Source organism: Candidatus Lokiarchaeota archaeon, assembly GCA_014730275.1.
Classification (GTDB): Archaea; Asgardarchaeota; Thorarchaeia; order Thorarchaeales; family Thorarchaeaceae; genus WJIL01.
This window is the reverse complement of the sequence record WJIL01000118.1, coordinates 1-13,228: the sequence shown is the minus strand read 5'-3', so window position 1 is coordinate 13,228 and position 13,228 is coordinate 1. Positions and strand designations below refer to the sequence as shown.

The window sequence follows — 13,228 nt, the reverse complement described above, 5'->3', positions numbered from 1 at the left end:
GTACATACCAACAGCTTGGCCAATAGCTCCTCCAAGAGCCTGACCGAATATTGGATTTTGGGCGCCCCACCAGCGAAATACAAGAATCATGATGTATGGAGCTGCTATGTTGAATACTGCCCAGTAGAGGATATTGATTATCTGTTGCAGGTCAATACGATTCATTCCGCGGAATACATGCACAAAAAGCAGCGTAAAGCCTGGGAACTGGAATAGCGAGTGTGCTATGAACACATACGAAAGGTGTGCCAAGTACGTATGCGGGAATAGTATCGACCCGAGGAAGGCAACACCTGTTATCTGCACCATGCCTGTGAGAAGCTGGAACCAGACGAAAATCTGGGCGTATTTGACCGCTTCTTGGGGTTCGTCAACACGATATTCCGCGAAGTATTTAGCAAGTGCAACGCTAGTCCCAAGATCAAATACAACCCACAGTCCTTGAAAGAGATTCACACTAAAGCTGAACCATCCACTTGCCTGAGGAAAGGGCATGATGAAGCGCGGGTAGATCATGATGCTTAGAACGACACGAGGGATCACAATCAGTAGAGTGATGAAGAGTTGGATGAGAAATCCGCTGATTTGTCTGTGCATGCCAATTTCTTCCCACTCGCTGATTTCTTCTTCGGTTTCAACTAGGAGCTCGGCACGTTCGATTTCCGTCAGCACTTTGTGTTCTTTGGACCGTCTCTTCATGGTACGATATGCAGAAACAGTAGTGATGCCAAGAATCAATACAATGATGCCAATAATGACCTGCTGAGCTCTATGAGGAACCGGAGAATACGGCCATGCAGCATAGCTCAGTGGCTGTTTACCGGCTAGATGAGTGGCTGAAGAGTACGTGAAGTAGTTGAAGTATGGCCACAAAGTAATTTGTTCATTGATTTCGTTACCGGCTTCATCCAGTGTTAGCCAAGCGGTCAATACGACAATTTCACCGTCACCGTTTGGTGTTCGGGTTAGAATTGGTGCCCCGCCGGTTTCAAAACCGGTCTCATTGGCAAGGACCACAGTTGTTTCCTCTGTCAATGGAGGGAGCAACGTCATCTTCTGAACTGTAGGAGCTGAAGACCAGTCAAAACCAGTAAGAGGTGTGTCTTCATTCATGGTCCTGATGACGACATCAGCATTATCATCGCTTACCTCAAGGTCTGCTGTAGAAATCACACCGAGATTCTGGAGTGTGGTTCCGTTTTGCGAGCTTTGAGGGCCAAGAAGATAGAGTAAACCTCCACCATTCTCAACAAACGTTTCTACATGTGCTGTCTCGTTGTTTGTTAAAGCCCAATCTACCAGAATCAACACATCTGACGAGGAGGAAAGAGCAGGTGTTATTGAAGAATACTCACTAACCGCAAGATTGTTTGAATCAAGGCGAAGCGATGATACGAAACAGGGGGATGAATCAGCACCGACAAATGCGATACTAGTGGATTCTCCAGTCTGTTGGGGGTGAAATGGATCCGCCACCACGGACATCATAACAAAGCAAGGAAGAACCATGATTGTTGCAAACATAGCTACAATGAGAAGCTTGCTACCGTCCATATACAACCACCATGAAAGGCAGGTAGCGGGAGGGTACCTTGGTACTAATATTGGTGTCGAAAAAACAGTCAACCTAGTCTATGGCGGAAATAGTGAAGATTATGGGGATTCTATCCGATTTGCTGAACAGAACTTAACTTGTTTCAAGATATCCAGATATTATAGTTGAACAACCTAAAATATTCGTTTCATGTCATTCTCTTGTTGGCTAGAACAGTAATATATTGTTTCAAGGAATCTGACATCGATGTCTCAGTCATTATGTACTGTTCTTTATCAGTTGGCTGTAGTGAAATACCGATGGTCTCAAAAATCTTTGAAATTATCTCAAAATCGTCTATTGAACATTCAAGGCCGGCCCCATGATTTGATAGAATTTTATGACCATAAGCGGTTAACCATAAAGCAGTGAGGTCTACGGTATCGGCTAAATGTGGAATGTTTCCATCAAGGGAATCCATCTCACTCTTTCGAAGCCTAATAACATGGGGTATTATCTCTGTAAGCTCTATAGTATTGTTTTCAAATACTTTTTCAATATCAAAACCAATAGTTGTTTCTCCTTTCGCTACTTGTGTGTTGAAAGCTTCGAATAATCTGTTTCGCATATTCATAGTATCACTTTCGTTCAATATGGACTGGAATATATTGAAACCAATATCAAGAAGTCCAACTATATTAGGGCATACAATATTCACAAGACATTGAACCAAGTGAGTTATCTTCCAAGAATTTGGTTCATATTTTTGTACAATAGGAGCAAGCCATCTTATTAGCGATATTTTTTGGAATGGAAGCGGAACATTATGGTCAACGAAAAGAGTAGGATCATGCCTTGAATAACTATTTTTGGGAAATCTTGGTGGATTGCCAAATTGTAAGATCTCTTCAAGAGTGTGTCTACTTAGTATCGTGGAAGCCACCTGATTCTGCTGATTCTCAGATAAATCAACATAATGTAACCGCTTTGAGAACGCAAGTGGGGAAACCTCCAATTGATATAGATTGTTTAATCCCAAATCAAGAGTATAGAGATGGGTACATGATGACAATGGGGAGAGGTCCAAGTATTTCAATTGATTTTTATTGAGTGTCAATACCTCAAGTTTAGTACATGAACGTAAACCAGAAAGATCCAGCTCTTCTAGGTTGTTTCCGTAGAGCTCTACCCGCTTAAGCTTATTGCACCCTGCAAGGGGAGAAAAATCAAGCTTCCGTAACGAATTTTGATTTAACCATAACTCCTTCAAATCATTACAGGCCGCTATAGGGGTGAGGTCGACTTTCCTCAAATAGTTGCAATCGAGACTCAATCTCTCTAATTCGTCTAAGGAGGAGACAAAAGAGAGGTCTATCGAACGAATGAATTCACTTGAAAGATTCACCCACTTAGTATCTTTGGAGAACCTCTGTTCTTTTTCGGTTCCGTTTGTGGTCAGATAATTAGCAGTAATCGTATTATTATTACCGCCCATAGATATACATCCTAATGCAATATTCATTATAAGCCTATTAAATATCCCTTCTAGGGTCAATGAGTTTGCCAATATACGCATAGTGGGAGAGCCACTGGTTGAGTTCGTTCAATTCAATCTCCATCAGGTCACACCCTCCCATGTTTCAGGTTTCAAGATGTGATAGTGCGAAACCCTGTTACTGTTGTACTCTTCATGAGAAAACTCCCTCAACCCGGGTGAACAGCAGACCATCTCAACGTATATGTCCGCATCGCAAAAATTGAGTTCTCCAATCAGGGCGTGAATCCCATCTATATCGTGCCTTTACGTATCAAGAGCAATGTAGCAGTAAAGCCCCAGTCCTTCTTGAGCCAGTCCGAAACCCAGACCAGCACATATTCCCCGTTGGGTTCGCGGTTGGCTGGCCGCCGAAACATTACTAAGATTGGACCGCTTCTTGATAGCGTACGTGGTTGTCCGTTCACAGCGGTCTATGGAGGCCGGGGGTGTTACGGTCACTGTTACCTGGCCGAGAGCATGGCAAGGTATCACATCAAGCACTGGATACCGGTTCCAAACCGCTTCAACGGACAGCTGCTAGCAAAGGATTTAGAGCGCTTGGAGTGGGACTACGTCAGGAACGGGGTCATGGGCGACCCTTCTCTTGACTGGCTGCTTGCTGTGAGGGTTGCAGAATTCTGTGACCTGTATGACAAGGAGACCGTCATCCTAACACGGTTCCTGGTGGAAGCCGACAATCCTGTCCATTGCCGCTTTGCCCGAATCGGTGCCATCATGCACGGGTCTGTTAGCGCTCTAGATCCACCTCAGCACCGGGAACGTATTCTTCGCAACCTCTGGCAATACGAACAGGTTGGTGGGCGTGCCGTTCCAAGAATCATCACTGCGTGCTTTTCAGACGACTGGCCTGACCTGTGGGAAGTCCAAGATGAGCTCATGTCCTTGAACTGCGCGTTTCAACAACCTTTGCGTATTCGCGGTGATAGCCCGGTCAACAAGTGGCTTGACCTTGACCGGTACTTCCCTACATTCTCCAATACCGACAACCGGCTGACAAACCGATGGCGAAGTGCCCATGATCTCTATGGTTCACGCGGCTGTTACACCAAGTGTTATTCGTGTATGAATAAGTGCATGACCAATCCACGAGTATGGGGAGTGTGGGGGTAATGGTTGATACAGACCTATCTTCGGGTTCCACCGTACACCAGGATTTGTGCGGTGGGATTGTCGAGAAGGTCGTAACAGCGGGGTTTTGAGCAGTGGACTGATCCCTCCTTGATGATTTGCAGATTAGGGGCAACATCCATGAGATGTCTCGTTCACTTATCGTTCACCATATAATGGGAAATCCAACAACTGATGATGTAGGCATGCAGTTACCAGTGGTCCTGCAAATTGGGGCACGCGAGGATATTTAGATTGTCAACTTGTTTGACAATGCATTCGAAGAAAGAGTTCAAAAGGCGGAATGTTAGAACTGCCTTAAATGTCTCAGTAGGTGCATGTAATGATTGATGTTTCTAATGAATATGCGCACCATCTTCGTATTCAGGATTGTTTTGGAATCTTGAGCCTAACAGAATCCTTTGAGGAACTTGGTGACTTCTGTTCATATTGGGAAAACCAAGAAATTGAAGAGAAAGAAGCACTGGAAGGAATTAGGTTAGTCTTGCGGGCCCTTCTTAAATGCCATTGGGAGGAATTGGGAATCCTAGAGGAGTTCAATCTTAGGAGATCTACGCAGTACAATAACTCTATTGGCAAAGTCAGACCGAATAGGGCACCTGTTGAGGATACTCTGGACCATCTGGAGGTCTGTGCTTATGATCTCCTGCGTAATCTATGGTCTATCAACAGACTACAAAATCTAGGAAGTAAATACATTAAACCCGCCCGGAGATACTTCTCTTTCTTGAAAAACTTCTACAAGGAAAACGTGTCTCTAAAGATAGATAACCAGATTACATCGGATGCAGAAAGCTATCTCAAGATTCAAGGTGTTGATTTCTTTGTGGAAGCGCTACTGCGACCACATCACAAGGGAATCCTTTGGCAATATTTCAAACCAATAGGTGGAGAAAGCCAAAAAGCTCATCTACGTCATTACTGGAGGGGTTTTGCAGCAGCTGTAGCATTCCTATTTAAGAAAGCATTTGGTTCAAGATTCGATTCGGATTATGTTGAACAAATTCTGAATTCGGCCAATATGAAAGATCTGAGTAAACTTGGCCAAATTATACAGATGGAAGTAAAGACTGAAATTCAAGATAAATTTGGAAATGGCAAAATCAGATTGACCCCTGTATCCTCACCTGATACTGACATTGTGGATTCCTTCTTAGATGAGAATTGCGGTGCTTTCGTAGACCAAGATCCTCAGGATTTGGATTCGTTCTTTCTATATAAGAGAGTCAAGCTCATAGAAGGACGGAGCAAATACTTCGCGGGTCCGGCGGCATTTGTGAGGTTGCTGTTGGGCGAGATTAAATATCAAGAGCGTCAAAGCAGTCAAAATGATAAAGAACAACCAACCCAGGTAGCGAAATTTATACATGAAGTAGACCAAGGAAATCTCTTTAGCTATGCCGTCCTTGTGGGTTCCAAACCTCAAGGCTGGGTTATCTTCACTAGTTTAGGAAATGACTATTCCGGCAGTTCGAAGATAACGCATGCCCGCATCAATGAAGAATTGGAAAATCTAGGTGACTCTATTGAGGTTCGTTGTAGGAAAGAATCATTAGACAGACTTGAGGAATATGTTCTTAGCAAGAAGACATTTCCTGAAGGGCCAATTAGTGATTTGAATGAGGAGGAAGCAGCCAAACTGCTTTTCTACAAAGCTAGAAAAATGGCCCAACTACAAGCAGGAATTTTCATGGAATTTGCCACCCAAGCGGTAAAAGCAAGTCAGAACCATAAGACTAGTTGGGCTGTAAGGAACGAAAATCTGTTAGGAGACTCAGAGGTCGATCTAGTTACGGTGCATGAAGATATTTGCAGAGTAATTGAATGCAGTCATAGAATGAAAGCAGACAAGAAATGGGCAGAAAAGGAAATTTCCGAAATAGAAACGAAAGTGGAAGCAATTTCGCATATGGAGCCCTTTGAGCAGCTAGAATACAGGATGATTTACGTCACTCGCGAAAAATACATAGACAATGACAATTTCGAAGACATTCTCGGGATGTTTGATGATGCAGATATTCAAGTACAAACAATAGAAAAGCTGATTTCGAATTCTAAACTAAGTGATAAAGATAACAAGAGGCTCTTAGTTCGTCTACATGAGTTAGATTGTTGGAGACCAGGTGCATTCGAAAGGATGATGGATAGCCCGATATTTGATCTTTTACTATACTTGAATAGATTCGATATTGAATAGAGAATTGCTATGCATCCTAACCTTCAGCACATCCAATATTGGATAACGTGAATGATTTGGGATTGTCTAATTAGATGGATGATAGCTGCCAGATACTAAGAGTCCTGCTGGGTGACCGGCGGGGCACTTCTTTCTCAATGAAATGTGTTCTGTCTCCATCTATCTAGAAGTGCTGTAAGTCTGCGGACGCAATCAAGCCATACTAGGACCTTTCCGCGGTTTTTTGCATTCTTGGTTATTCCTCGGGTTCTGTGAATTATATCGTTCCGTCTTTTCCTGGCTTCATGAGCTTGTTTCCAAAGTCTCCGTAGAGAGCCGTCTTTCTCTTGAAGCGCTGATTCAGTGAAGTAGTTCTTACCTTCCTCAATCATGCGGTACATAGTTCTCTTTTCTGGGTCATATGGGGCTTCAATCTTGTCGGGAATATTCTCTTGGTCCTCGAGAATTAGTCCTAGTTCCGCTTCAAGTGCTGTCATAACAAGAACGACAGCCTGTTCGTATCTATCATCCATAAAGGCTTCATATGCTTGGGATAGAATTCCGCCCAGTTCAAAACCCTGAGCGTATCGGTCAAGTTCTTCTGGTTTGCTAATTGTTTCAACTGATTCATTCTACGCTTTTTCATCCATATAGACATAGTCTTTGGTCAGCATAGACATGACAATATTGTGATGGCTATACGGCACTATTTCATTGCCGTTGTGTTCGACCTTGTTTATTACGAAGAAATAGCCGGCATCAGAGTTCTTGATTTCATTCAACCAATGATGCATCCGCTCATACTTGTAGTACCGGATTATCTTGTTCATGTAATGGCGAAATACCCGGAAGACATACTTGGCCACCTTCTCTGCGGATTCGACTCCCTTCTCGACCATCTTGGGCCCGAACCTCTCATTCGTTTCTCTAATGAAGGAGTTGAATTGGTCCTGATAATCTTTGAAGAACTTGAAATCATAGTTCTTCAGGTGTTGAATCTCCGCTTCAGGTTTCATCTTCCTACCACAACTGTTTGTACTATCGCATTCTCATCAGGTAAGTTTTTGTCTTCGAAATGGGCCAGATAGGTCAATCCCAGCTCGGGGAAAAAGGATATGCAACTGTTAAAATACTAATGCTTCTCTCCCGAAAAATCTTCGTCTCCGGTTCTTCTGGCGGTAGCCGGTATATCCTCATCCAGAGTGAAACGGATGGGAACAGATCCATACTCGTACACATCCAGTTCAGTAATGAACGGATCCCTGATTTCAGCAACCTTGGTCCAATCATACTCTCGTCGCTTGTAGTACCTGTAGTCGGTCTGGCTGTACCGCACCTCTATCACCGAGTCATGCGGAAGGACTGTTAAGTCACAAGCGTCCAGTTCGCCGTCGCCCTCAGCGGGATCGGACAAGAAGAAGCGCACAACGGAATCCTCGTGCCGTTGCAGAAGAGCCACGTGAGGACGCTTGGTTGTATCCCACTCTTTCGGAACAGGGGGTTCACGCAGGCTCAAGACGCCCTCTGCTCTGTGCAATATGCTGTATACTCCACTGTCAAGTTTCATCGTACGTCATCATCTCGTGTGGCGGGCGGCATGGCGCACTGCTATGCATTGAGATTTGGTTATACTATGTTGTATTAGTATATAAGAAGTGTGAGAGTTCCGATTCCGTGGTGGTCCAGGAGAACTGCCTTCACGGGGGATCTACAGGCCATGGAAGCGGACAAAAAGGAAAGAGATTCCCGGTGACGTGTTCTTTGGTTGCAATAGGGGATGACGACGAACAACAAGACAGAAAGTGGTCTGTGGGCTTAACAAACGGACATCTCGAGTAGTCACCGAAGAATCAGTAGCATAGCCCACTCGTCTTGTACGCGTCTTATAATCAGGTAATGCGTTCACAAGAGCGTCTGAATGGAACTTGTTCGCATTGAGTGCATAGGCGTCCCCAATACCATCGGCGGGAAACCGGGTACATACTTCTATGATTCAGCCCACTCAGCAACCTTCGAATAGTTCTGCCGAAGATATCTGACAGCTTCCTCACACTTCTGTCGTACCACACTGTAGTCCGCTTCGCTGAATTTCCTGTCAACACTAGTTGGTATGCCAACATCCTGTGCGAGTTCGGATTTTTCAGTTCTGCTGGCTACGTAGTAGTATCTATCCTTCACGAGGTCATGAGCATCTCCTAACATATCAGTCATGAAGCCGAGTTTTGAGGGGTGTTTGGACTGGTCCAGAACAAACTTCTGCACGAAGTATGTGGTAGCAAGTGCTTGATAGAGAGCGAAGCAACACCCGGTAAAATGAGCCCTCATCTCAAGCATATCAACACAATCCACTACCTCGTGGAGTTCCTCCCACACCGTGTTGACCACTCGTCTCTTATTCAGCGTTATATCTTGGGTGAGATCCTCACCGCATAGTGTCTGCCCGGTTGTAAGCGCAGTCCACAAAAACAGATGCTCTTTCCCTGATTTGGCTTTCCTGAACTCCTCCTCCGTGTAAACCTTGACATCCACGAGGGGTCTGTTACCTTTTGTAGACCGTTTACTGATAGATCGTCTTATCCGCTCTCCTGAACTAGTACCCTCCACAATTGCGATGAAATCAATATCACTTGAAGATGTACTCTCCCCTGTAGCCTGACTGCCAGTGAGAATGATCGATTTTGCCCAATCACAGTGTGCCATGATTTTGTTTTTTGCCCACTCTAAACTCATTACTACTCCCGTACATTGATGAATGCGTCAGCCCACTTAAACTCGTTCATCGGAAAATTTCATTTCTCAAAAATTGGTAATTCCACCGTACCCTTCCGCAAAGGGCATCACATTATAACAGCTATGTAAGAAAAAGCCGAGTTTACGAGAAAAAGACCCACCCCTTATTCTGCATGTTGTATGCTTTGGGATGGAACAGGATACTTCGATGTAGCATGTACCACTATTTTATATGGTCCTTGATTGCTTTAAATATGCCTTAAGGATTTCAAAATTGACTTCCGTTATGTTTTATGATCCAATCTTAACCATAGAGACATTGCTTGAAACACAGCTTACCTACAAGAACGGAGATACTCTATGTTATACAATTCGATATGCAATTTCAACAATACTAGACATTGTCTATTCGAACAAGGAATTCTTCGAATTATGAGACTTTACTAAGCTATGAATAGGACCAGTCAATTATGACCAATCTACTTTGGTGTCCGAATGTTAAGTTCAAAAACGTTTCTTTGTCGGTTTTTCGAATTTCTCGCTACAATCCAACGGATATAGCAGCTACATAGAAAATGGAACATCCTTTTCCACATCCTCTATGTAGAGAACCTCTGTGAAGGCTGTTAGTTTAGACTAGAGAGGCTACTGATTCTTTCAGAATGATACTGAATCTAGAATTGGTAGAAATCTCTTCCAGTTCTCCTTAAATATCTAATAGACAATATATACTTAGATTATGCGAAGCATAATCACAAATCTGCACGTGAGGAAGGACTATGGAGTTTCATCGATAGAATATGTTGATTCTTCGTAGTTCTCAATGTGTTGGGATATCAATTCCATCAAGAATCATAGGGCGGAGTGAAGTAATATGGAACGAAAATATGTGTTAGCATTCTTGGTAATTGTAACCCTATTTGCAGTATCCACGATCCAGATTGGTGGACTAAGAGTCCCCAACGGGCATACTTCCATCGGTGAGGGGGATATGCAAATAGCAAAGAGCATTTCTGAAATCCCTACTAACGCGATTCTGCGCGAGAATAAGAAGCAATGGAATCCAGATATTAGAAAAACGTTGCATACGATTGCTTGGGAAACAGAAGATGACGGAATAATCGAGTCTAGTTTTCACGCTGAGACAGGTGCAATCGTACATCATATTGATACGACAGAGAAGTCCGCGTGGTCATATGTGGCAAATCTGCAGGAAGCGAAAGTCTTGGCGATAGGGACAGCCTTCGAGTTCATTGAATCCCTAGAGCAACAAGATGTTTTTGAAATGCCCGGAAGTGCTGTATTTGAGGGTCTTTTGAAAGGGACCACAGGATGGGTATTCAGCTGGAAGAACGAACACGAAGGTGTTCCGGTTAAAGGAGACATGATAGAAATCGAGGTCAACCCAAGCGGGAGTGATGTCGTCTCCTTCTATCACAACTGGCATGATGTAACTGCATCGGCAATCCCTAAGCATGGAATCAGTAGCACATTGAAGCATTTTGGAGTTTCCTTAATGGGCAACAGCCTCTTCCGCTATAGTTTGGAGTTTGTACCCTTGGAAAAGGAGACTCACCTGTGCTGGAAGCTAGATTTTGGAAACATGTTTTCTTGGGTGGATTCCACAACCCTGTCAGTTATTGATGTCTCAGGCTATATGGCATCACTCAACTGTGACGCGTATGCGATTGACCCGGGGGCTCAAGAAACATATGATTGCGGAAAAAGCGTGTATCTTAGGTTCCGGTCAGCACTTGTGTATCAAAACAGAAAATGTGCACATTATTACGAGGGTGAATACAGAGCAAACGAACTGAATCGAATGGACAGAGAGAGCATCTACTTTCATATTGGTCATGGCTACATAACAGAAGTCGGCTCCCAAAATCACTCAACTCTGTTTACCAACGAGACCTATCAGTATGACGATCAGTATTATGACCTTTTAGACCACGATTACGACATCTTCCCGAGTCAAATTAGGAGTGAAGACCTGTCCTCCATGAAACTGGCCTTTCCCTGTGCCTGCTGGAGCGCCGCAGATGATTGGCATGGAGACCATTCATGGAATCGGTGGGAAATAAACCGTGATAACTGGGTTACTGTCCATGACTCCATAACCGATGCTTTCATGGATGCAGGAGTAGATTGTGTACTTGGATGGGATGAACCCGTGGGAAAAACCGTAGCAAGGGAGTTCGCCACGTACTTCTTTGACAAGCTTTGCAATGGTTATTCAGCCTCGTCAAGCTACAGTTATGCGAGAAGCAAGGTAGATACAAGGAATAAGGTTGATGGTGAGTATGCAGAAATTGACCGGATGTATGGATATGGTGGCATCACTTTCGAAATAGATGATACCCCCGGTTCTGACTTCTCAAGCGCGGAAAACCTAGGATCGGCTTCAGGAGCCGATAATCCGGATCCATTCATCCGCCAAGATGAGGGGCTCTGGTATGAAGATGTTGATTTCTTTAAGTTCACTGTAGAGGACTATAGTTATTGGGTCGATATAATTGTGGCGCCCATTGATGACGACTACGAGGGGCTTGACGTAATATTCAAGGTCTATGATTCCAGCCATAATCTTATCAAATACAAGAACAGTAATGGAAAAGGGGGGACCGAAATGTACTCCTTCATTGCAGGACCTGAAACCCACTATATCCGAGTATACTTCAACGAAGGAACAAACAACGAGAATCATGGAGGAGCATACGACATCTCGGTTCAAATCTATTCGTAATATGACTCACAGAATGATAGAGAAATCTCTATCATTCTCCGTCTTTCTTTCTGGTATAGCTCAATCGTTTTGGGAGTCTCTATATCGAGCAGTTCTCAGAGGTTCTTAGGGGGAATTAGTTGATGAATTCTCCTAGAGAAGTATCTCGCTAAGCGCCACTTCAGAGTTTCGATTTCTCAGCTTTTGTCGATACACATCTTTTTCCGTTTCATGCAAGATCCCGGATTTGTTCTCAAGTAACAATATACGCACGAATGTGGACACTTACATCCTGGCTCGATTGTATCCTCTTGAAACATCAGTTCTTCCATAGCATCTTCTGGGCACTGGGCCATCAGAAGATGGGTTACTCTTTTGAATCGGTACAAGAAAATACCTCCCAAATAAGCACAAGTCTTATACTCTCAGGAACAGAAATATCTCTCTAACTGAGGTAATGAGATTGAGGGACAAGAAAATAACGTCTCTGTGTATCATCACAGTAGCTTTTCTTGCATTCATTTGTCTGCGCGTCGGGGGATACCCTGAATCAACAAGTAAACCATACAACATACCGCAAACGATACTAGGAGATTCGTATATCAAACACGACCCTATTGCCATAAACAACAACTCTGACTTCTCCGACCAGGGCTGGCCGGGGAGCGGAAATGTTGATGATCCTTACGTGATTGAAGGTTTCAATATCACAGACAATGCAACTGGTATCAGTATCAAGAACACGACGGTGTACTTCGAAATCAGGGACTGCATGGTCTCTTCCGCGAATCCCTCTTCCAGTCACGGAATCATGCTCAGCAATGTTACAAACGGAGTCGTTCAGGATTGCAGGGTTACTCGCCACTCTCGTGGGATCTATCTCTCACACTCAACCGGTTGCAGCTTGAGCAATAACACAGTGTATGATAACTTGGACGGCGGATTCTACCTGAAGTATTCCAGCTCATGCATTTTGACCAACAATCTCGCGTCCAATAATTCCATTGATGATATCTACGGAGTCGGTGGCATCTACCTTGAAAACACCAACGACACGGTGTTGTCACGGAATCGTGCTAGCACCAATGACGGACGGGGAGTCTATCTGAAATCTTCGTATGGTTGTAAGTTGAACCACAACACAGCACATGCGAACTATTTCAGTTGATTCTTCGTGTTCGTTTCTGATGATTGTAATCTGACTGATAACACCGCATTCAATAACTCAGTCGACGACTTCTATTCATACGGCGGGTTCTACATTTGGAATGCTCATCACAACCGGCTTGTCAACAACACTTCGTACAATAACTCAGGCCCCGGATTCACTTTGGAGCGTGCAAACAACTCCACTCTCAGGAACAACACAGCCAGAGG

Annotated in this window: 11 protein-coding genes; 5 read left to right on the top strand and 6 right to left on the bottom strand. The window is 43.9% G+C overall.

The window, feature by feature from the left end; all coding sequences use genetic code 11:
- Both GF309_13250 and GF309_13245 read right to left on the bottom strand, forming a co-directional pair.
- Positions 1–1,554 (bottom strand): hypothetical protein (locus tag GF309_13250; protein MBD3159742.1); only part of this gene is annotated, 1,554 nt, incomplete at its 3' end.
- Positions 1,555–1,742: 188 nt separating this feature from the next.
- A complete protein-coding gene (locus GF309_13245; protein ID MBD3159741.1) occupies positions 1,743–3,110 on the bottom strand; it encodes a hypothetical protein in 1,368 nt (455 codons plus the stop codon).
- Between the two features lie 219 nt (positions 3,111–3,329).
- Here GF309_13245 and GF309_13240 point away from each other — a divergent pair, with 219 nt between their 5' ends.
- Positions 3,330–4,202: a hypothetical protein gene (locus tag GF309_13240; GenBank protein MBD3159740.1), complete on the top strand. Its 873-nt coding sequence runs from the start codon at positions 3,330–3,332 to the stop codon at positions 4,200–4,202.
- Positions 4,203–4,542: 340 nt separating this feature from the next.
- A complete protein-coding gene (locus GF309_13235; GenBank protein ID MBD3159739.1) occupies positions 4,543–6,417 on the top strand; it encodes a hypothetical protein in 1,875 nt (624 codons plus the stop codon).
- 134 nt (positions 6,418–6,551) lie between these two features.
- On the opposite strand, the gene GF309_13230 is transcribed toward GF309_13235, so the two are convergent.
- The 4 genes from GF309_13230 to GF309_13215 all read right to left on the bottom strand — a co-directional run bounded on the left by GF309_13230 (position 6,552) and on the right by GF309_13215 (position 9,126).
- Positions 6,552–6,929, bottom strand: a complete 378-nt coding sequence (locus tag GF309_13230) for a hypothetical protein (GenBank protein MBD3159738.1) — start codon at positions 6,927–6,929, stop codon at positions 6,552–6,554.
- A 99-nt stretch (positions 6,930–7,028) separates the two neighbouring features.
- Positions 7,029–7,412 carry a hypothetical protein gene (locus tag GF309_13225; GenBank protein MBD3159737.1) on the bottom strand — a complete coding sequence of 128 codons (384 nt, stop codon included), beginning with the start codon at positions 7,410–7,412 and terminating at the stop codon, positions 7,029–7,031.
- Positions 7,413–7,528: 116 nt separating this feature from the next.
- Positions 7,529–7,963 carry a hypothetical protein gene (locus GF309_13220; protein ID MBD3159736.1) on the bottom strand — a complete coding sequence of 145 codons (435 nt, stop codon included), beginning with the start codon at positions 7,961–7,963 and terminating at the stop codon, positions 7,529–7,531.
- Positions 7,964–8,382: 419 nt separating this feature from the next.
- Positions 8,383–9,126, bottom strand: coding sequence for a hypothetical protein (locus GF309_13215; GenBank protein MBD3159735.1), 744 nt, complete (start codon positions 9,124–9,126; stop codon positions 8,383–8,385).
- Positions 9,127–10,000: 874 nt separating this feature from the next.
- Here GF309_13215 and GF309_13210 point away from each other — a divergent pair.
- The 3 genes from GF309_13210 to GF309_13200 all read left to right on the top strand — a co-directional run.
- A complete protein-coding gene (locus GF309_13210) occupies positions 10,001–11,872 on the top strand; it encodes a hypothetical protein (protein MBD3159734.1) in 1,872 nt (623 codons plus the stop codon).
- Positions 11,873–12,308: 436 nt separating this feature from the next.
- Positions 12,309–13,019 (top strand): hypothetical protein, encoded by a 711-nt coding sequence (locus GF309_13205; protein ID MBD3159733.1) that lies wholly within the window; start codon positions 12,309–12,311, stop codon positions 13,017–13,019.
- A 6-nt stretch (positions 13,020–13,025) separates the two neighbouring features.
- Positions 13,026–13,228: hypothetical protein (locus GF309_13200; protein ID MBD3159732.1), on the top strand; the 203-nt coding region annotated here is incomplete at its 3' end.

What these genes read in the sequence shown, in the direction of transcription:
- GF309_13215 (MBD3159735.1), bottom strand. Translation starts at nt 9,126, where the DNA reads ATGAGTTTAGAGTGGGCAAAAAACAAAATCATGGCACACTGTGATTGG.
- GF309_13235 (MBD3159739.1), top strand. Translation starts at nt 4,543, where the DNA reads ATGATTGATGTTTCTAATGAATATGCGCACCATCTTCGTATTCAGGAT.
- GF309_13220 (MBD3159736.1), bottom strand. Translation starts at nt 7,963, where the DNA reads ATGAAACTTGACAGTGGAGTATACAGCATATTGCACAGAGCAGAGGGC.
- GF309_13225 (MBD3159737.1), bottom strand. Translation starts at nt 7,412, where the DNA reads ATGAAACCTGAAGCGGAGATTCAACACCTGAAGAACTATGATTTCAAG.
- GF309_13245 (MBD3159741.1), bottom strand. Translation starts at nt 3,110, where the DNA reads ATGCGTATATTGGCAAACTCATTGACCCTAGAAGGGATATTTAATAGG.
- GF309_13230 (MBD3159738.1), bottom strand. Translation starts at nt 6,929, where the DNA reads ATGGATGATAGATACGAACAGGCTGTCGTTCTTGTTATGACAGCACTT.
- GF309_13210 (MBD3159734.1), top strand. Translation starts at nt 10,001, where the DNA reads ATGGAACGAAAATATGTGTTAGCATTCTTGGTAATTGTAACCCTATTT.
- GF309_13205 (MBD3159733.1), top strand. Translation starts at nt 12,309, where the DNA reads ATGAGATTGAGGGACAAGAAAATAACGTCTCTGTGTATCATCACAGTA.